The 18,232-nt window shown below is 70.9% G+C and carries 15 protein-coding genes; 13 read left to right on the top strand and 2 right to left on the bottom strand.

Features of this window, described 5'->3' with window-relative positions; all coding sequences use genetic code 11:
* Positions 1-149 precede the first annotated feature (149 nt).
* From O7621_RS00430 to O7621_RS00420, 3 genes are all read left to right on the top strand, one after another.
* Complete coding sequence (locus O7621_RS00430) at positions 150-1,457, top strand: CehA/McbA family metallohydrolase (RefSeq protein WP_282232225.1); 1,308 nt, start codon at positions 150-152, stop codon at positions 1,455-1,457.
* Between the two features lie 85 nt (positions 1,458-1,542).
* Positions 1,543-1,899 carry a helix-turn-helix transcriptional regulator gene (locus tag O7621_RS00425; protein WP_282232224.1) on the top strand — a complete coding sequence of 119 codons (357 nt, stop codon included), beginning with the start codon at positions 1,543-1,545 and terminating at the stop codon, positions 1,897-1,899.
* Positions 1,896-4,121, top strand: coding sequence for a hypothetical protein (locus O7621_RS00420; protein ID WP_282232223.1), 2,226 nt, complete (start codon positions 1,896-1,898; stop codon positions 4,119-4,121). Before O7621_RS00425 ends, O7621_RS00420 begins: the two co-directional genes overlap by 4 nt.
* A gap of 160 nt (positions 4,122-4,281) precedes the next feature.
* Here the strand turns inward: O7621_RS00420 and O7621_RS00415 are convergent, their stop codons facing one another.
* On the bottom strand, positions 4,282-5,319 hold the full coding sequence (locus O7621_RS00415; protein WP_282232222.1) for an NAD(P)-dependent alcohol dehydrogenase: 1,038 nt from the start codon (positions 5,317-5,319) through the stop codon (positions 4,282-4,284).
* A 357-nt stretch (positions 5,320-5,676) separates the two neighbouring features.
* Between O7621_RS00415 and O7621_RS00410 the strand changes: the two genes are divergently transcribed.
* From O7621_RS00410 to O7621_RS00370, 9 genes are all read left to right on the top strand, one after another.
* On the top strand, positions 5,677-6,501 hold the full coding sequence (locus O7621_RS00410; protein WP_282234793.1) for an alpha/beta hydrolase: 825 nt from the start codon (positions 5,677-5,679) through the stop codon (positions 6,499-6,501).
* 62 nt (positions 6,502-6,563) lie between these two features.
* Positions 6,564-6,905, top strand: a complete 342-nt coding sequence (locus O7621_RS00405) for a hypothetical protein (protein WP_282232221.1) — start codon at positions 6,564-6,566, stop codon at positions 6,903-6,905.
* A gap of 320 nt (positions 6,906-7,225) precedes the next feature.
* Positions 7,226-8,302 carry a BMP family ABC transporter substrate-binding protein gene (locus O7621_RS00400; RefSeq protein WP_282234792.1) on the top strand — a complete coding sequence of 359 codons (1,077 nt, stop codon included), beginning with the start codon at positions 7,226-7,228 and terminating at the stop codon, positions 8,300-8,302.
* Between the two features lie 155 nt (positions 8,303-8,457).
* Positions 8,458-9,987 (top strand): ABC transporter ATP-binding protein, encoded by a 1,530-nt coding sequence (locus O7621_RS00395; protein ID WP_282234791.1) that lies wholly within the window; start codon positions 8,458-8,460, stop codon positions 9,985-9,987.
* Complete coding sequence (locus O7621_RS00390) at positions 9,984-11,351, top strand: ABC transporter permease (RefSeq protein ID WP_282232220.1); 1,368 nt, start codon at positions 9,984-9,986, stop codon at positions 11,349-11,351. The genes O7621_RS00395 and O7621_RS00390 overlap by 4 nt, the downstream gene beginning before the upstream one ends.
* A 14-nt stretch (positions 11,352-11,365) precedes the next feature.
* Positions 11,366-12,634: an ABC transporter permease gene (locus O7621_RS00385; protein WP_282234790.1), complete on the top strand. Its 1,269-nt coding sequence runs from the start codon at positions 11,366-11,368 to the stop codon at positions 12,632-12,634.
* Between the two features lie 100 nt (positions 12,635-12,734).
* Positions 12,735-13,526: a cytidine deaminase gene (locus O7621_RS00380; protein ID WP_282232219.1), complete on the top strand. Its 792-nt coding sequence runs from the start codon at positions 12,735-12,737 to the stop codon at positions 13,524-13,526.
* Between the two features lie 114 nt (positions 13,527-13,640).
* Entirely contained in the window at positions 13,641-14,963 is a 1,323-nt protein-coding gene (locus tag O7621_RS00375) for a thymidine phosphorylase (protein ID WP_348775273.1), read from the top strand.
* A 122-nt stretch (positions 14,964-15,085) separates the two neighbouring features.
* Positions 15,086-15,766 (top strand): DUF4272 domain-containing protein, encoded by a 681-nt coding sequence (locus O7621_RS00370; RefSeq protein ID WP_282232218.1) that lies wholly within the window; start codon positions 15,086-15,088, stop codon positions 15,764-15,766.
* 12 nt (positions 15,767-15,778) lie between these two features.
* Here O7621_RS00370 and O7621_RS00365 read toward each other — a convergent pair whose 3' ends face one another.
* Complete coding sequence (locus O7621_RS00365; RefSeq protein ID WP_282232217.1) at positions 15,779-16,726, bottom strand: putative RNA methyltransferase; 948 nt, start codon at positions 16,724-16,726, stop codon at positions 15,779-15,781.
* A 101-nt stretch (positions 16,727-16,827) separates the two neighbouring features.
* Here O7621_RS00365 and O7621_RS00360 point away from each other — a divergent pair, with 101 nt between their 5' ends.
* Positions 16,828-17,907 carry an adenosine deaminase gene (locus O7621_RS00360; RefSeq protein ID WP_278171353.1) on the top strand — a complete coding sequence of 360 codons (1,080 nt, stop codon included), beginning with the start codon at positions 16,828-16,830 and terminating at the stop codon, positions 17,905-17,907.
* The last annotated feature ends 325 nt before the right edge of the window (positions 17,908-18,232 follow it).

The following is an 18,232-nucleotide window of genomic DNA, read 5'->3' as shown; positions in this document are numbered from 1 at the left end:
CACGCCGACGCTCTTCCAGCTGCAGGTCAAGTGATCATGCCGAACCACAGTCGGCGGGTGGGGCCCCGTCGGGTGAGACGCGTGGTGTTCGCCCGCCGGTCAGCTCGACGCAGCGTTCCGGAAAGACTTATATCGATCTAATGATTGGCATGAGTGGATCACACCCCCACCACTGCCATCACACACCCGACGACCACCAGACGGGCCAGCAGCCGTACGGCCAGATCGACCCCGCCACGCACCCGGCCGGTGGCCTCGGTCGCAGATCGATGCTGGCCGCTGCCGGCGGCATGCTGATGCTCGCCGCCGTCCCCGGCACCGCCCGGGCCGCCACCGCCATGACAGCCGGTGCGGCGTCGGCCGGCGCGACGGCAATGGGCGCACCCGGCGCGTCCCGGGCGTCGCGGATCAGTCAGGGGACCACCCTGGTCCACGCCGACCTGCACAACCACACTGTGATGTCCGACGGGGACGGCAGCGCCGACGACGCGTTCGCCTCGATGCGCGAGGCCGGGCTCGACGTCGCCGCGCTCACCGACCACGCGACGATGTTCGCCATCAGCGGGCTCAGCCAGTCAGAGTGGCGGGCCACCGGTGACCTCGCCAATGCGGCCGACGACCCCGGTCAGTTCACCGCGATCCGTGGCTTCGAGTGGTCGCACCCGTTGCAGGGTCACATCAACGTGTGGAACACCTCGGACTTCGCCGACCTGCTGCGGGCCGGCAGCCCCGGCAGCCTCTACCGGTGGCTGACCGGTCGGCCCGGCGGCCTGGCCAGCTTCAACCACCCGGGCCGGGAGATCGGCCGGTTCGACAACTTCTCGTACGACGCCTCGGCGCGGCAGCAGCTCGTCGGCCTGGAGATGTTCAACCGAACCGACGACTACCTGTTCGAGGGCTGGTCGTCCTGGGTGGCATCGCCGCTGGTGGCCTGCCTCAACGCCGGCTGGCGGCCCGGTCTGACCGGGGTCACCGACGAGCACGGCACCACCTGGGGCTTCCACGAAGGCAAGGGCCGCAGCGGTCTGTGGGTCGCCGAGAACACCCGCGCGGCGGTGTTCGAGGCGATGGCGGCCCGCCGCTGTTTCGCCACCCGGGTGTCCGGCCTGCGGCTCGATGCGACCGCCAACGGCGTACGGATGGGTGGGGTCATCGGGCTGACCTCCGGTGACGTCCGGTTCCGGGTGGACCTGGACCGGGGTGCGGTCTGGGACGGCAAGCCGCTGCGGGTCCAGGTGCTGCGCCCCGGGACATCGGTGCCGACCGTCGTCGACGTCGTCGACACCGTCTCCGGGTCGGTCGCCGACTTCACGGTGCCGCTGGACGTCGCCGACGGCGACTGGATCGTGCTGCGGGTCTCCGACCCGGAGCTGGCCAACCCGACGCCCGGCCCGGCCGGGCACCCGTGCAACGACTTCGGGGTGGCGTACAGCAGTCCATGGTGGCTGCAGCCCTGAGCAGAGGTTGCGGAGGCAACGTCGGCGGGCACCCGGGCCAGGTTGAGGGATAGCCCCTATGTAGAGGACCGAGTATGGTCCACGTATGACCGAACGTGTCCGGGTCACCACCAGTGTGGCTCAGGTGTTGGCGGTACTACTCGACGATCCGCAGGCCGGCCGGTACGGCCTGGAGCTCATGCAGGCCACCGGCCAGCCCAGCGGCACCTTGTATCCGATCCTGGCCCGGCTGCAGGAGGCGGGCTGGCTACGGGCCGACTGGGAGGACATCGACCCCCGTGCAGAAGGACGGCCTGCCCGGCGCTACCACCGCCTGACGCCGGACGGAGTCGTGGCGGCCCGCGCCGAGCTCGCCGCCCTGCGGGCGAAACTGCGCCCGCGGGGCGCCGGTGGCGCTCGGGCCGCCGACGCCGCGACCTTCACATCGGCGCCGGGGTGGTGAGCACCTTGACCCAGCGGATCGCCGATTGGCTGCTGGCTGCGGCGGCGCGGCGTTGGCCGGCACACCTGCGCGAGGAGATGAGCCGGGAGTGGGCCGGCGAGTTGTACGCACTCGGCCATGAGCAAGGCGCTGTCGCTGTGCTGCGGAAGTGGCGGCAGCTCCGCTTCGCGGCCAGTCTCGCGCTCGCCCGCCCGCCGGGCGCGGAACCGGTACCGCTGCCCCGGCTGCCCAGACCCTCACCCACCCAGATACACGCGGGATGGCTGTTCCTTGCGCCGCTGTTCGTGCTGGTCACGGCAGCGATGGCGGTGTCCTCCCTGGCCTGGCTGATCGACGCGGTGGCGCGTACACCGATGGCCTCGGTCATTACCTTCTTCGCCGTGAGCTATGCGGCTTACATCCTTGTCGCGGCAGCCGTCGGCACGCTGCTCGCCCGGCGGCTGCTGCGACGACGTGCCGGCCGGCCGGTCAGCCCGGCAGGCTGTGGGTGGGCGACCCTACCCGTGACAGCCGGCCTGCTCACCCTCGATGTGCTGGCCCGTAGCGCGAACAGGGTCTGGGACGGCTCCTGGTTCGCCGTCGTCGTGGCACTGTGTCTGTCGGTGCTGCTCCCGCCGGTGGCGGCGGGCGTCGCGGCGCTGTCCCGCCGCAGGCGTCTGGTGTCGGCCGTCGGCTCGGCCGTGCTGGCCGCTCCCGCCCTGATGCTGGTCAGCGCCTACACGATGGTGCTGGTGGCACCCCAGACACCGGCCGAAGCGGCGGGTCAGCCCTGGTGGTGGCTCACCGATCTGGTACGCGAACCGATCCTGCTGTTGACGTACGACGCCTTCGGCACCTCGTTGCCGATAGAGGCCGCCCTGGCGATCCTGCCCAATCTGACCCTCGTCTCGGTGGTGCTTGCCCTGGCCCATGCGATCAGACTCGCCCGGCCGATCGAGGCCGCCGCGACCAGCACGTCGACGGCACCCGATCCCGGCCGGGGTATCTCCGGTCAGCGTGGGTCCGAACGGACCAGCCCGACCGTGACCAGCCCGACCGTGACCGGCGCAGGTTTGACCGGCGCAGGTTTGACCGGCCAGACCCCGGCTGTCGCACGTGGCCCGTGGTGGCACCGCACCGCCCTCGCCGGTGCGGTCTACTCGGTCCTGGCCTGGGCGGTCACCTTGGCCTACCTGACCCCCAACATCGGGGTACAGAACTCCTGGACGGGCCCTCTACCGAACGGCTCATGGCCGTCCTCGGAGCCCGCCGGCTGGCAGGGGTGGTCGACCCAGGAGGGGCGGGTGTGGATGCACGAGTTGCAACTGTGCGGCATCGTGTGTGCCGCGCTGTGCCTGTTGTGCGCCGCCGCCTACCGAGGCCGACCACTGCGACCGACGCTTGCCGGCTCGGTCGTACTGCTGGGAGTCAACATGGTGGTGGTGCGCGGCGGTTGGGCGGATCCTCGGCTGCTGCCCTGGCTCGCTGCGGGTGGGCTCGTTGTCGGCATCGTGGTCTGGGCGGCCTCGACCCGTCCGGCCATGACCGGACGGCCGCCTGCGCGACCACGTCGCCTCGTCGTCACCATCACGGTGCTGGCCGCGTTCCTCGTCCCGGGCGGCTTCCTGGCCCGGCTCTACATCGTGCCCGGGGTATCGGCTCCCCCGTCCCTGCTGCTGGTCGCGGTGGGCCTGCCCACCGTACTGACGGTGATCGCCGTCATGGGTGTCCTGGCCACGTCGAGGCGCCGGCCGCGCCGGCCGTTCTGGCGGCTGCCAACCGCTCTCGCCCTCACCACGGCAGTCGGTGGTGTCCTCTTCTTCCAGTACACGCCCGAACCCACTTTGAACGGGCAACGTCCTTTGATCGATTTCCTGGTCGTCACCCTGCCCGTAGCCTTCGCGGTCCCCGCAGCGGCCTGGGCCGTCGTCGGGATACACAGCCGGTCATCCTCCCCGCGACGCGTCGGCCTGCACCTGCTTCTCACCGTGCCACTGTTGATCGTCGGGTTCCTCATCACGCCCGGCACGGTCTTTGCCGCACTTGCCCTGTCCCGGCTCGCGCTCTTCCCGATGGAGTACGGGCGAGCCTACGACGGCATCACCTACCTGCCCGGCGCGATCGCCGTCGGGCTGCTGCTCGGATACGTCGCCGCCACCCGCCTCGACCGCGCTCGGTCGGCACCGGCAACCGCGCCGGACACCCACGACAGCCTGGCACCCGCTCAGCATCCGTCGGTCTGAACCGGGCGCTGATGCCCGGTCAGGACCTGCCGCGGATCGGCGGGCCTCCGGCCGGGGGTAACGACGACGCCGGCCCGGGTTGTCGTCCGCCACCTCGACGCAGTGTCACGCCATCGGTCCGGGGTTGATGCCACAGGTGCATTTTGATGCACCTGTGGCATCAACCCTGCGGAGACACCTTGGGTTCCCGAGCCGTGTGCCCGGCGCGGCGCGACTCAGGCGGGGCGTCGCCGTCCACGACGGTGATCACGACGTTGCCGACCTTGTGTCCGCTGTCGACGTACCGGTGGGCCTCGACGATCTCGGCCAACGGGTAGCTGCGGTCGATGACGACCCGGAGCCGGCCGTCGCCGAGCAGGTCCCGCAGCGCGGCCAGGGCGGCGTGCTTGCGTACCGACATCCCGGTCCGGACCCGCCGGCCGCGGGTGACGGCCGTGCCGCCTGTCAGCAGGCTGTTCGTCACCAGCCTGGTCGTCGGCAGATAGCAGCCGCGCCGGGCGAGCACCGGCCGGCACCGGGCGAACGAGCTGCGACCGACCGTGTCGAAGACCACGTCGTAGCGTTCGCCGCTGGCGGTGAAATCCTCGGCGGTGTAGTCGAACACCCGGTGTGCGCCGAGCGAGCCGACCAACTCGACGTTGCGGCCGCTGCACACGCCGTGCACCTCGGCGCCGAGGTGCTTCGCGAGCTGGACGGCGTACGTGCCGATGCTGCCGGAGGCGCCGACGACCAGCACCTTCTGGCCCGGCCGCAGGTCGGCCAGGTCATGCAGGAAGTGCCAGGCGGTGGTGAAGCCGTCCACGGTCGCGGCAGCCTGCGGGTACGTCACGTTCGCCGGCATCGTCGTCATCGACGCCCGCTCAGACAGGCACTTGTACTCGGCGTTCGCCCCGACGCCGAAGCCGGTGAAGCCGAAAACCCGGTCGCCGACCCGGAACCGGCTGGCCGCCGGCCCGGTGGCGGTGACCTCGCCGGCGAACTCCAGCCCGAGCACCCGGATCCCGTTGCGCGGGCGTCGCAAGCCGATGATCGCCCGGCCCCAGCGGGGTTCGCCCCGGCGCATCCCGCACTCGGCGGAGGTCACCGTGGTGGCGTGCACCCGGACCAGCACCTGGTCGCCACGGGGTACGGGTGTCGGCAGATCGACCTGGGTGAGCACGTCGGGCGGGCCGTACGCGTCGAACATCACCGCTCGCATGCCGGCGATGATGCTGCAGACGCGCTGTGAGCATGCTGAGAGGGGGCGGGACCACCTCCGATCACCAGGACAGCAGCGGTACCTGGCTGTCCGTACCGAGGTGTTCAGACGTTCGGCCAATCCCATGATCCGCCGGTGTCCGACCGCCGTACCCCGAGTTGCGACAGGTGCAGGACAGCCCTATTGACCTGCGTAAACATCCCTGTCGCGACGAGGAAGGGCAGCAGGATCGTGACAGGACAGACAGCATCGACGGCGGCCTACCGGTCGCCGCGCGGGCGGCGGCGCCGCCCGCGCAACTGGCCGGGCTGGCTCCGGCTGCGGAACCTCTTCGTGGGCGGCGCGGCGGCGGCGGCGATCTCCGCCGGCGTCGTACTGGCGCCGACCGCGCAGGCGGCGGAGAGCCCGTTCGAGCGGGGACCGGCGCCGTCGGCGGCCAGCATCGCGGCGGCCAACGGTCCGTTCGACATCGACGAGACGGTGGTACGTCGTTCCCAGGCCTCGGGCTTCGGGGGTGGGACCATCTTCTTCCCGACGTCGACCACGGAGGGCACCTTCGGCGGGGTGGTGATCGCGCCCGGTTTCACTGCCCGGCAGTCGTCGATGGCGTGGCTGGCACCGAGGCTGGCGTCGCAGGGCTTCGTGGTGTTCAACATCGACACGAACACGACGACCGACCAGCCGGCCAGTCGGGGCCGGCAGATGCTCGCCGCGCTGGACTTCCTCACTGAGGACAGTTCGGTGCAGGACCGGGTCGACGCCGACCGGTTGGCAGTGATCGGACACTCAATGGGTGGGGGAGGAGCCCTGGAAGCGGCGGACGCCCGGCCCGAACTGCGGGCAGCCATCCCGTTGACCCCGTGGAACCTCACCAAGAACTGGTCCGACCTGCAGGTGCCGACGATGATCATCGGCGCAGAGCGGGACGGCATCGCTTCGGTACGGCGCCACTCGGAACGGTTCCACGCGAGCTTCCCGGACGACCTCGAGTCGGCGTATCTGGAACTGCGGGGTGCCAGCCACTTCGCGCCCAACATCCCGAATGCCACGATCGCCTCGTCCAGTGTCGCCTGGTTGAAGCGGTTCGTCGACGACGATCTGCGGTACGAGCAGTTCCTCTGCCCGCCGCCGGCCGACGACCGCGCCTTCTCCGAGTACATCGACAGCTGCCCGCTGCTCTGAGCGGGTAGGACGTGCCGGACCCGGGGGCGGCCGGGCACGGCACGGTGCGCGAGGATGAGCAGGTGGAAGCTCTCAGACTCGTACTGCTCTACGCCCACCTGATCGGGTTCGCGCTGCTGCTCGGTGGTGCCGCCGTCCAGTGGTTCAGCGGTCACATCCGGGTCAACCCGGCCATGCTCTGGGGCGCGGTGATCCAGGTCGTCACCGGCATCGGGCTGTCCGCGCCGCTGCGCGACGGCGCCGAACCGGCCCCGGCGAAACTCGTTACCAAACTGGTGCTCGGGCTCGCCATCCTGGCGATGGTCTTCTTCTCCCGTAAGCGCGAATCGGTCAACAAGGGGCATTTCCTGGCGATCATCGTGCTGACGTTGGTCAACGCCGCCGTCGCCGTCTTCTGGCGCTGACGCCACGCCACCGTACCGCGACCGACCGTGCCGTCACCTGCCCCGGTCACGACCGGGTGAACCGCCGACGACCCGCTGCCGCCCCTTATAGGGTCGGCGGCGGGAGCGATCCTGCGGATCCGCGGGTGATCTCCCGCGCGGGAGAGTTACGCGAGGGTAACGGCGGCTCAACAGTCGTGCACGATTGTCGGCCGGTGGACGGGACCGCGCGTACGCTCCCGTCCAAAGTACGTCCGGTCCGACCGGCCGGGTGGGGACGCGATGCCGCGACAGTCTGCGGTGTGCAATGGAAGGAGACCGTCTTGCGCGCTACGCGTGGGATGCGGATCGTCTCGATGTTCGCGGCGGGTGGGCTGGCGCTCACCGCTGCCGCGTGCGGCGAGGCACCCGATAATGAAGGCACGGACGGCACCGGTGGCGAGCCCACCGAGGCGTACAAGGCGTGCATGGTGACCGACGTCGGCGGCATCGACGACCGGTCCTTCAACGCCTCGGCCTGGGCCGGGATCGAGGCGGCACAGAGCGAGAACGACGCGGTCGACGGCGACTACGTCGCCTCCAGCGCCGAGGCCGACTACGAGCCGAACCTGACCGGCTACGTCACCGGGGACTGCGACTTCATCCTCGCCGTCGGCGGCCTGATGGGCGACGCCACCACCGCGGTCGCCGAGGCCAACCCGGACCAGCAGTTCGGCATCGTCGACGCCACGACCGGCCAGGCCAACGTATACCCGATGCAGTTCGACACCGCCCAGGCCGCGTTCCTCGCCGGCTACCTGGCGGCCGGCTTCTCCGAGAGCGGCATCGTCGGCACCTACGGCGGCCTGCCGATCCCGCCGGTGACCATCTTCATGGACGGCTTCGTCGACGGCGTCGCCCACTACAACGAGGTGAAGAGCGCCGACGTGCAGGTGCTGGGCTGGGACAAGGCGACCCAGAACGGCTCGTTCACCAACGACTTCGTCAAGCAGGACGAGGGCAAGAAGGTCGGCGACAGCCTGGTCGCCCAGGGCGCCGACGTGATCATGCCGGTCGCCGGTGGCGCCGGGCTCGGCACCGCCGCCGCCGCGCAGGCCGCCGGTGGCGCGTACAGCGTCATCTGGGTCGACGTCGACGGCTGCGAGAGCGCCGCGCAGTACTGCGACACCTTCCTGACCACCGTGGTCAAGAACATCCCGGACGCGGTGAAGCAGGCCGTGCTGGCCGGCGCGAACGGCGACGAGCTCGCCGCCGACCCGGGCTACCTGGGGAACCTGGAGAACAACGGCGTCTCGCTGGCCCCGTACAACGAGTTCGACGACCGCGTCTCCGACGAGCTGAAGGCCGAGGTCGAGCAGCTCAAGGCGGACATCATCGCCGGCACCATCGAGGTCACCTCCGACGCGCAGCCGGAGTAACCGGCGGCTGGCGCGCCGGGGCTGCCCCGGCACGCCTCGCGAGCGACACCCCGCCCCTGTCACCGGGGTCCACAGACCCCGGTGACAGGGGCGGCCTCAGCCATCGACCCCTCCGGGCACCCGCCGGTGGCCCGGAGTCTCCCCGGGAGGCTCCGCTGAGACTCGAACTGCGCGGCATCACCAAACGCTTCGGCGACCTGGTCGCCAACGACCACATCGACCTGACCGTCGAGCCCGGCGAGATCCACGCCCTGCTGGGCGAGAACGGCGCCGGCAAGTCGACCCTGATGAACGTCCTCTACGGGCTGCTGCAGCCGGACGAGGGCGAGATCCTGGTGGACGGCACCCCGATCAAGATCCGCAGCCCACGGGACGCCATCACCGCCGGCATCGGCATGGTGCACCAGCACTTCATGCTGGTGCCGGTGCTCACCGTGGCGGAGAACGTCATGCTCGGTGCCGAACGCACCCGGGGCGGGCTGCTCGGCTTCCTCGACCAGCGCCGGGCCCGCGCCGAGGTGGTCGACGTCTCCAACCGGTACGGCCTGGCGGTCGAGCCGGACGCGGTGATCGAGGACCTGCCGGTCGGCATCCAGCAGCGGGTGGAGATCGTCAAGGCGCTGACCCGCGACGTCGACCTGCTGATCCTCGACGAGCCGACCGCCGTGCTCACCCCACAGGAGACCGAGGACCTGCTCACCGTCATGCGGTCGCTGAAGGCGGCCGGCAAGTCGATCGTCTTCATCACCCACAAGCTCGGCGAGGTGAAGGCGATCGCCGACCGGATCACGGTGATCCGGCGAGGCCGTACCGTCGCCACCGCCGAGCCGACCGCCAGCCGCGACGAGTTGGCCGCGCTGATGGTCGGCCGCAGCGTCAGCCTCACCGTGGACAAGACCCCGGCACAGCCGGGGGAGCCGGTGCTCGAAGTGGCCGGCCTGGTCGTCGACGACGAGCGCGGCGTACGGGTGGTCGACGGCGTCGACCTGACCGTACGGGCCGGCGAGGTGCTCGGCATCGCCGGAGTGCAGGGCAACGGCCAGACCGAACTCGTCGAGGCGATCATGGGCCTGCTGCCGTCGGCGGCGGGCACGGTCACCCTCAACGGCGAGCGCATCGACGGCTGGAGCACCAAACGGGTGCTGCGCGCCGGGGTCGGCTACGTGCCGGAGGACCGCAGCATCGACGGCGTGGTCAAGGAGTTCAGCGTCGCCGAGAACCTGGTGCTCGACCTGTACGACCAACCGCCGTTCGGCTCCGGTCTGGCGCTGCGGCCGGCGGCCATCGCCGCGTCCGCGACCGAGCGGATCGCCCAGTTCGACATCCGTACGTCCTCGGGACAGGCGGCGGTCGGCACCCTGTCCGGCGGCAACCAGCAGAAGGTGATCGTGGCCCGGGAGCTGAGCCGGCCGCTGAAGCTGTTCATCGCCGCCCAGCCGACCCGGGGCGTCGACGTCGGCTCCATCGAGTTCATCCACGGCCGGATCGTCGACGAACGCGACGCCGGCACCGGCGTCCTGGTCGTCTCCAGCGAACTGGACGAGGTGATCGGGCTGGCCGACCGGATCGCGGTGATGTACCGCGGCCGGATCATCGCCGTGGTCGGACCGGACACCCCACGGGAACGGATCGGCCTGCTGATGGCCGGGGTCACCGGCGGGACCGAGCAAGAAGGGACGCAATGAGCAGCGACAACGGCTCGTCGGCCGGTTCGCCGGACAAGCCGCCCGCCGACGCCGAGCCGGCGGCCGCCGCGCACGCCGCCGTCGACGCCAGCACCGCGGCCGACGCCGAGCCGCCCGCCGGCACCGGCCCGCCCGCCCCCGGCGGTGACTCCCTCGGCCAGCGCTTCCTGCACAACCTGTGGGCCGCCAACACCGTCACCGTGACGGTGCTCGCGCTCCTGCTGGCCGTGGTCATCGGCGGCGTACTGATGATCATCTCCGACCCGGAGGTGCTCGCCACCTACACCTACTTCTTCGCCCGCCCGGGCGACGCGCTGTCCGCCAGCTGGACCCTGGTCAGCGAGGCGTACGCCAACCTGTTCAAGGGCTCGGTGATCGACCCGTCGGCGGTACGGTCCTTCTTCGCCGGAGACGCCGAGTGGTCGACGGTGTTCCGGCCGATCTCCGAGACGCTGACCTACACCGCGCCGCTGGTCTTCACCGGGCTGTCGGTGGCGTTGGCCTTCCGGGGCGGCCTGTTCAACATCGGCGCTCAAGGGCAGGCGATCATCGGCGTCGTGGTGGCCGCGCTGGCCGGCTTCCTGCTGCCGCTGCCGCTGGTGCTGCACGTGGTCGTCGCGGTGCTGGCCGGGGCGCTCGGCGGCGCGCTGTGGGGCTTCTTCCCCGGATTCCTCAAGGCCCGTACCGGCGCCCACGAGGTGATCACCACGATCATGCTCAACTACGTGGCGCTGTACTTCCTCACCTGGATCATCGTGCAGCCCGGGGTGCAGAACCCGGACCGGCCGGACGCGATCAGCCGGCCGGTGGACACCACCGCCCAGCTGCCCCGGCTGCTCGGCGACGGGCTGCGGGTGCACGCCGGCATCCTGCTGGCGGTCGTCGTCACCGCCGCCGTCGCGTGGCTGCTCAACCGGTCCACGTTCGGCTTCGAACTGCGCGCCGTCGGCGCCAACCCGGACGCCGCGCGGACCGCCGGGATCAGCGTCACCGGCACCTACGTACTGCTGATGGTGGTCGCCGGCGGGCTCGCCGGGCTGGGCGGCGCCAACATGGTGCTCGGCAGCACGGCGAACGCGTTGACCCCGCTGGTCGCGGCCCAGATCGGCTTCGACGGCATCCTGGTCGCCCTGCTCGGCCGGGTCAAACCGTGGGGTGTCGCGCTGGCGGCGCTGCTGTTCGGGGCGCTGCGGGCCGGTGGCAACGCGATGCAGTCGGGTTCCGGCATCTCACTGGAACTGGTCACCGTGCTCCAGGCGTTGATCGTCATCTTCATCGCCGCCCCCGCCCTGGTGAAGGCGATCTTCCAGCTCCGGGCGGCCCGGTCCGCCCGGTTGCAGACCAGCATGGCGAAGGGCTGGTGACCGCGTTGTCCACCATGATCGCAACTGACGCCCCGGTGGCGGTGGTGCAACGGTTCTGGAACCGTACCCGGATCAGCGGCGCTGTCCTGGTCGCCGCCGGTGTGGTCGCGGCCGCCGTCTTCGGCTCGCTCGCCGCCGAGCAGCAGGCCCGGTTCACGCTCAGCGAGACCGCCGGCGGGGCCGCGCTGCGGATCCCCGGCAACCTGGGCGCGGTGCTGTTCGGCCTGGCGACCCTCGCCGCCGGCGTGCTGCTGCTCAGCCCGTACGGTGCCCGCTGGTTCCGCTGGCTGCTCGGCGTCGGCATCGTCGGCTTCGTGGTCAGCTTCCTCTGCTGGCAGATCTCCACCGCGCCGACCGGGCAGAACTTCATGCCGATGGTCAACATCGTCCGGGGCACCTTCCTGCTGGCGTTGCCGCTGATCTTCGGCTCGCTGGCCGGGGTGCTCTGCGAACGCTCCGGGGTGGTCAACGTGGCCATCGAAGGACAGCTGCTGATGGGTGCGTTCGCCGGTGCGCTGATCGGCACCATGTCCGGCAACGTCTGGGTCGGGCTGATCGCCGCCGCGTTCGGCGGGGCGTTCATCTCGCTGCTGCTGGCCCTGTTCGCCATCCGCTACCTGGTCGACCAGGTGGTCATCGGCATCGTGCTGAACCTGTTCGCGATCGGCCTGACCGGCTTCCTCTACGAGCGGCTGATGCAGACCGACCAGCCGGCCTACAACCAGCCGCCGCACTTCGGCACCTGGGAGATCCCGCTGCTGTCCGACATCCCGGTGCTCGGGCCGGCGCTGTTCCGGGGCAGCATTTTCCTCTACCTGGCGCTGATCCTGGTCGTGGTGATCAATGTGGCGCTGTTCCGGACCCGGTGGGGGCTGCGGACCCGGTCGATCGGCGAACACCCGATCGCGGCGGACACCCTCGGCGTACGGGTGCTGGGATTGCGTTACCGCAACGTGCTGCTGGCCGGCATGGTGGCCGGGATCGGCGGCGGGTCGTACACCCTGCTGCTCTACTCGTTCACCAAGAACATGATCGGCGGCAAGGGCTTCATCGCCCTCGCCGCGATGATCTTCGGCCGGTGGAGTCCCACCGGGGCGCTGCTGGCGTCGCTGTTTTTCGGCTTCGCCGACCAGCTCGGTGCCTACCTGGGGGCGATCAGCAGCGCCATCCCGAGCCAGTTCCTGGCGATGCTGCCGTACCTGGCGACGCTGCTCGCGGTCGCCGGACTGGTCGGCCGGGTACGGGCACCGGCCGCCGACGGCAAGCCCTACATCAAAGCCTGATCAACGCCGGTTACCGTTTACTACTGGCCGGTCAGGTCCGGTCGAACGAACCGGACCGACCGGCCGGTGGCGGTGGCCGGTGCAGGTGAGGAGGGCAGTCGTGGAGATCGACTGGGTGGAGCTGCGGCGGGCCGCGACCGAGGCGATGCGGCACGCGTACGCGCCGTACTCGAACTTTCCGGTCGGCGCGGCTGGGCTGGTCGACGACGGCCGGGTGGTCGTCGGCTGCAACGTCGAGAACGCCGCGTACGGCGTGGTGCTCTGCGCCGAGTGTGGCGTCGTCTCGTCGCTGCACAGCACCGGCGGTGGCCGGCTGGTGGCGTTGTCCTGCGTCGGCGGGGACGGTCAGCCGCTGATGCCGTGCGGGCGCTGTCGCCAGCTGTTGTGGGAGCACGGCGGGCCGGAATGCCAGGTCGAAGCGCTGCCGGCGCCGTTGACCGTGGCAGAGCTGCTGCCGCACGCGTTCGGCCCGGCGGACCTCGCGGCCGCCGCGCTCGCCCCCGGCGTCGGTCGTGGCGCGGCGGAGCGGGACCGGGTCGGCCCCGAGCACGTCGGGCGGGCCGACGCCGCCGGCCGCCCGGTGGTGGCACCGGACACCGCGGTGCCGGCCCGGCTGGCCAAGTGGCGGGGCCGGGGCACCGTCTTCGTACATCCCGATTCGGCCGGCGGCGAGCTGGTCTGGACCGGCTACTGGGAACGGTCCGAATCCACCGGCGAGGCGGCCGGCTCGGGCATCCTGGAGGAGGCACCGAGCTGGCCGTCTGCCGAGTCGGTGGTGGCCTGGGGCCGGGCGCGCACCCACCGGGTGGTGGTGGTCGACGCCGACGGCGGGGTCTCCTGGGCCGGCGAAGGCGACCCGCCGACCGAGGTGAGCACCCGCTGGACCGGCTGATCGAGCGCGGTAGCACCGCGAGCACCCGGCAGCAGCACCGCGAGCATCCGGCAGCCGATTTTCCTACCCCGCCCTCTCCGGCGTCGCCCGCGACCCTGGAACCATTGTGAAGGTATGACCGATTTGTCTAGTGACAGCACCAAGATGGCCGGCGTCGTCGACGTGATCCGCACCAAACGCGACGGCGGCCGGCTCAGCGACGCCCAGATCGACTGGACCATCGCCGCGTACACCCGGGGTGAGATCGCCGACGAGCAGATGTCGGCGCTGGCCATGGCGATCCTGCTACGCGGCATGGACACCGCGGAGATCGCCCGGTGGACCGCCGCCATGATCGCCAGCGGCGAGCGGCTCGACCTGTCCGGCGTACCTCGGCCCACCGTCGACAAGCACTCCACCGGTGGCGTCGGCGACAAGATCACCCTGCCGTTGACCCCGCTGGTCGCCGCCTGCGGCGCCGCCGTACCGCAGCTGTCCGGCCGAGGGCTCGGCCACACCGGCGGCACCCTGGACAAGCTGGAGTCGATCCCCGGCTGGCGGGCGGACCTGACCAACGACCGCTTCGTCGACCAGCTGCGCGACGTCGGCGCGGTCATCTGCGCGGCCGGCGACGGCCTCGCCCCGGCCGACCGCAAGCTGTACGCGTTGCGCGACGTCACCGGCACCGTCGAAGCAATCCCGCTGATCGCCAGCTCGATCATGAGCAAGAAGATCGCCGAAGGCACCGGCGCGCTGGTCCTCGACGTCAAGGTGGGCAGCGGAGCCTTCATGGCGTCGGTCGCCGACGCCCGGCAGCTCGCCCGCACCATGGTCGACCTGGGCGCCGCACACGGCGTCCGCACGGTCGCCCTGCTCACCGACATGTCCACCCCGCTCGGCCGGGCGGTCGGCAACGCCGTCGAGGTGACCGAATCGGTCGAGGTGCTCGCCGGCGGTGGGCCGGCGGACGTCGTGGAGCTCACCCTCGCGCTGGCCCGCGAAATGCTCGACGCCGCCGGCCTGCCCGACGCCGACCCGGCCGCCGCGCTGCGCGACGGTCGGGCGATGGACACCTGGCGGGCGATGATCACCGCACAGGGCGGGAACCCGCACGCCCCGCTACCGGTCGCCGCCGAAACCGAACTGGTCCGCGCCGACCGGGACGGTCACGTCGCCGCAGTCGACGCCCGCGCGATCGGGGTGGCCGCCTGGCGGCTCGGTGCCGGCCGGGCCCGCAAGGAGGATCCGGTCAGCGCCGCCGCCGGGGTGATCCTGCACCGCCGTCCGGGGGAGTCGGTCCGGGCCGGTGATCCCCTCGTCGAGCTGCGCGCCGACGACCCCGACCGGATCGCCGACGTGCTGCCGGCCCTCTCCGGCGGGTTCGGCCCAACGGATCCCGTTCAGCTCACCGACGCGCCACCGGCGACCACCGAGCTGGTCGTCGACCGGATCGCCTGATCCGCCGCGACCGGCGCACCGACACCCCTTGTCGTGGTACCCGTGACACAGAGCGGATATCCTGCCTCGCCGGGGGTCCGTCCAGGAGAGAAGCCGCCGCCGACTAGCAGGGAACGAAGCCTGTGACCGTACTCGCTCCTGACCCCCGGGCCATCCGCGCGGAGAGTCTCGACGAGCTGCGCCGGCTCCGCCTACCGTTGCCTCCGGCCGGCTTCCCGCTGGTCTGGGAGCCGGGCGACGGGGTCGAGCTGCGGCCCACCCCGGAGATCGAGGCCCGCACCGCGATCCTGCATCTGGTGCTGGCGCGCTGCTTCGGGATGCCACCGCAGGCGGCGATGAGCTGGCTGCTCAACTCGCATCTGGTCGAGCTGGTCACCCCGCCGGAGTGGCAGTTCGTCATCGGGGGGCGCGGCGACCACCGCTCGTTCGTCCTGCACCACGACGCGATCTTCGCGTTGGCCTGGGTGCTGGGGCTGACCCGGCATCTCGACCCGGTCGCGGTCTCCGACGATCGGCTGATGGCGTTGCTGCCGAACCTGGCGGCCGGCGAAACCTTCGCCCAATGGCGCTCCCGGACCCTCGTCGCCCCCCGCGACGCGGCCGAGGCCGCCGTACTGCTCGACTTCTACTACTGCCTGGACTGGGGTTACCTGGAAGCGGAACGGCGGGGCGACCCGTTGCCCGGGGTGGTGGACGCCAACGCCATCGGACAACGGCGGTGGGCCCTGGAATGGGTGGTCATTTTCCGGGGCCCGTACCACGACGCGCCGCCCGGCTGGGAAGAGGTCGACCTGTCGACCTGATCCGGTCCTCGGTCAGCTGCCCGGCTGGCAGCGGTAGATCGCCAGTTGGACGGCGGCGCTGACGGTGACCGGTTCCGGCAGCGCGGCGATCGCCGAGGCCAGGTCGGCCGGGTCGGTGTGCCGGGCGCTCGGCCCCATCCGTACCAGCGCGGTGACGTCGCGGTGCGACAGGCGCAGCCGGCGGCGTAGGACGTGCAGCGCGACCCGGTCGAAATGGTGCCGTAGCGCCGCGCCGGTACGGTCGTCCTTCGCCGGGTCCACCCGGAGCAACCCGAGGGGGCCGATCACCTCGCCGAGATGGTCGGGCAGCGGGGTGACCACGACCAGCGCGCCGCGCGGGCGCAGGATCCGGGCGAACTCCCCGCCGTTGCGCGGAGCGAACACGTTCAGCACCAGATCGGCGCAGGCGTCGGCGACGGGCAACGGTCGCCAGGTGTCGCAGCGGACCGCGGCGGCCGACGGATGGGCGCGGGCGGCCCGGCGTACCGCCGCCTTGGACAGGTCCAGGGCGAGTCCGACGGCGCCGGGCAGCGCGTCGAGCACCGCCGCGAGGTAGGCCCCGGTCCCGGCGCCGGCATCGACCACGATCGGCCCGGCCCGGTCGTCCGGAGTCGGCCTGCCCGCGACCCGGTTGTCGGGGGCTCGGTCGTCGAGGGCCGGGCTGCCCACCGCCTCGACCAGCCCCGTGGCGACCACGTCGAAATGTCCGGCTCGAAGGAACTCGTCGCGGGCGGCGACCATCTCGGCGGAGTCGCCGGCGTGCCGGGCCCGGCCGGTCACCAGGTCCACGTAGCCCTGCCGGGCCACGTCGAAGCTGTGTCCAGCCGGGCAGCGCAGCGCCCGCACGGCGCCGTCGGCGTTGCCGTTGGTGCCGCCCGCGCGGGGGACGCCGCCGTCGCGGGCGGCGAGCGGCGCTCGGCAGACCGGGCAGCGCAGGTACGGCAGTACGTCGGTGAGCATCGTAGACATCCTGCCTGGCTGGTGACCGGCACCCGCGCGGGCATCGGCAATACCCGTGTCCCGTGCCGGAGCGCGACGTCGGAACCTACTACCCTCCACCCATGGTGGCTGTTTCGTTGGCGGAGATTGTTCGGGCGCCGAAGGTGCTGCTGCATGACCATCTGGATGGTGGGTTGCGGCCGGCGACGGTGGTGGAGTTGGCGGACGAGGTGGGTCATGTGTTGCCGGTGACGGATCCGTCGGAGTTGGGTCGGTGGTTCGTGTCGGCGGCGGATTCGGGGTCGTTGGAGCGGTATCTGGAGACGTTTGCGCACACGGTGGCGGTGATGCAGACGGAGGCGGGGTTGTTCCGGGTGGCGGCGGAGTGTGCGGTGGATCTGGCGGCGGACGGGGTGGTGTACGCGGAGGTGCGGTTCGCGCCGGAGCAGCATCTGTCGCGGGGGTTGGGGTTGGGTCAGGTGGTGGAGGCGGTGTTGGCGGGGTTCGCGGCGGGGTGTGCGGAGGCGGCGGAGGCGGGTCGGGTGATCCGGGTGGGGACGTTGTTGACGGCGATGCGGCATGCGGCGCGGTCGCAGGAGATCGCGGAGTTGGCGGTGCGGTACCGGGATGTGGGGGTGGTGGGGTTCGACATCGCGGGTGCGGAGGCGGGTTTTCCGCCGACGCGGCATCTGGACGCGTTCGAGTTTTTGCAGCGGGAGAATTTTCATTTCACGATTCATGCGGGTGAGGCGTTCGGGTTGCCGTCGATCTGGCAGGCGATTCAGTGGTGTGGTGCGGATCGGTTGGGGCATGGGGTGCGGATTGTGGATGACATCGAGGTGGGTGGGGGTGGGGTGCGGTTGGGGCGGTTGGCGTCGTATGTGCGGGACAAGCGGATTCCGTTGGAGTTGTGTCCGTCGTCGAATGTGCAGACGGGTGCGGTGGGTTCGATTGGTGAGCATCCGGTGGGGTTGTTGCGTGATCTGCGGTTCCGGGTGACGGTGAACACGGACAACCGGTTGATGAGTGGGACGTCGATGTCGCGGGAGATGTGGTTGTTGGTGGAGGCGTTCGGGTGGGGGTGGTCGGAGTTGCGGTGGTTGACGGTGAACGCGATGAAGAGTGCGTTCATCCCGTTCGACGAGCGGCTGGCGGTCATCGACGACGTCATCAAGCCTGCGTACGCCAAGCTGATCGGCTGACCTGGTAGCCGGCCCGCCGGTGGCCCATCGGCCGCCGACAGTGGTCCTCCGTTCGGGCCACCGGTAGCCAACCACCCGGTCGGTGGCTGGTCGCGGAGGGCCATGTCCGGCGGGTCCCATCGGTGGTGGCGGCTCGATGTGGTGGGCGTAAGATGCTCGTCGCGCTCCGAGAGCACAGTTGCCCTCGAAGCCGGCAACACGGACCGAAGTGTTTACTTTGCGTAATCAGGCAAGTGCTATTTGTCACATGTTGGGATAACCATCGCATCACACTCGCAGTGACGAGCCACCTGGGCTTTCTCTTTGCGTGGCGTCGTGATGGAAT

The organism is Solwaraspora sp. WMMD937, assembly GCF_029581175.1.
GTDB lineage: Bacteria > Actinomycetota > Actinomycetes > Mycobacteriales > Micromonosporaceae > Micromonospora_E.
This window is presented reverse-complemented; position numbering and strand designations above follow the sequence as displayed.

Excerpts from the sequence above, each read along its gene's own strand:
- O7621_RS00365 (WP_282232217.1), bottom strand. The coding sequence starts at position 16,726 with ATGCTCACCGACGTACTGCCGTACCTGCGCTGCCCGGTCTGCCGAGCG.
- O7621_RS00425 (WP_282232224.1), top strand. The coding sequence starts at position 1,543 with ATGACCGAACGTGTCCGGGTCACCACCAGTGTGGCTCAGGTGTTGGCG.
- O7621_RS00430 (WP_282232225.1), top strand. The coding sequence starts at position 150 with ATGAGTGGATCACACCCCCACCACTGCCATCACACACCCGACGACCAC.
- O7621_RS00375 (WP_348775273.1), top strand. The coding sequence starts at position 13,641 with ATGACCGATTTGTCTAGTGACAGCACCAAGATGGCCGGCGTCGTCGAC.
- O7621_RS00360 (WP_278171353.1), top strand. The coding sequence starts at position 16,828 with ATGGTGGCTGTTTCGTTGGCGGAGATTGTTCGGGCGCCGAAGGTGCTG.
- O7621_RS00415 (WP_282232222.1), bottom strand. The coding sequence starts at position 5,319 with ATGCGAGCGGTGATGTTCGACGCGTACGGCCCGCCCGACGTGCTCACC.
- O7621_RS00400 (WP_282234792.1), top strand. The coding sequence starts at position 7,226 with ATGCGGATCGTCTCGATGTTCGCGGCGGGTGGGCTGGCGCTCACCGCT.
- O7621_RS00390 (WP_282232220.1), top strand. The coding sequence starts at position 9,984 with ATGAGCAGCGACAACGGCTCGTCGGCCGGTTCGCCGGACAAGCCGCCC.
- O7621_RS00385 (WP_282234790.1), top strand. The coding sequence starts at position 11,366 with ATGATCGCAACTGACGCCCCGGTGGCGGTGGTGCAACGGTTCTGGAAC.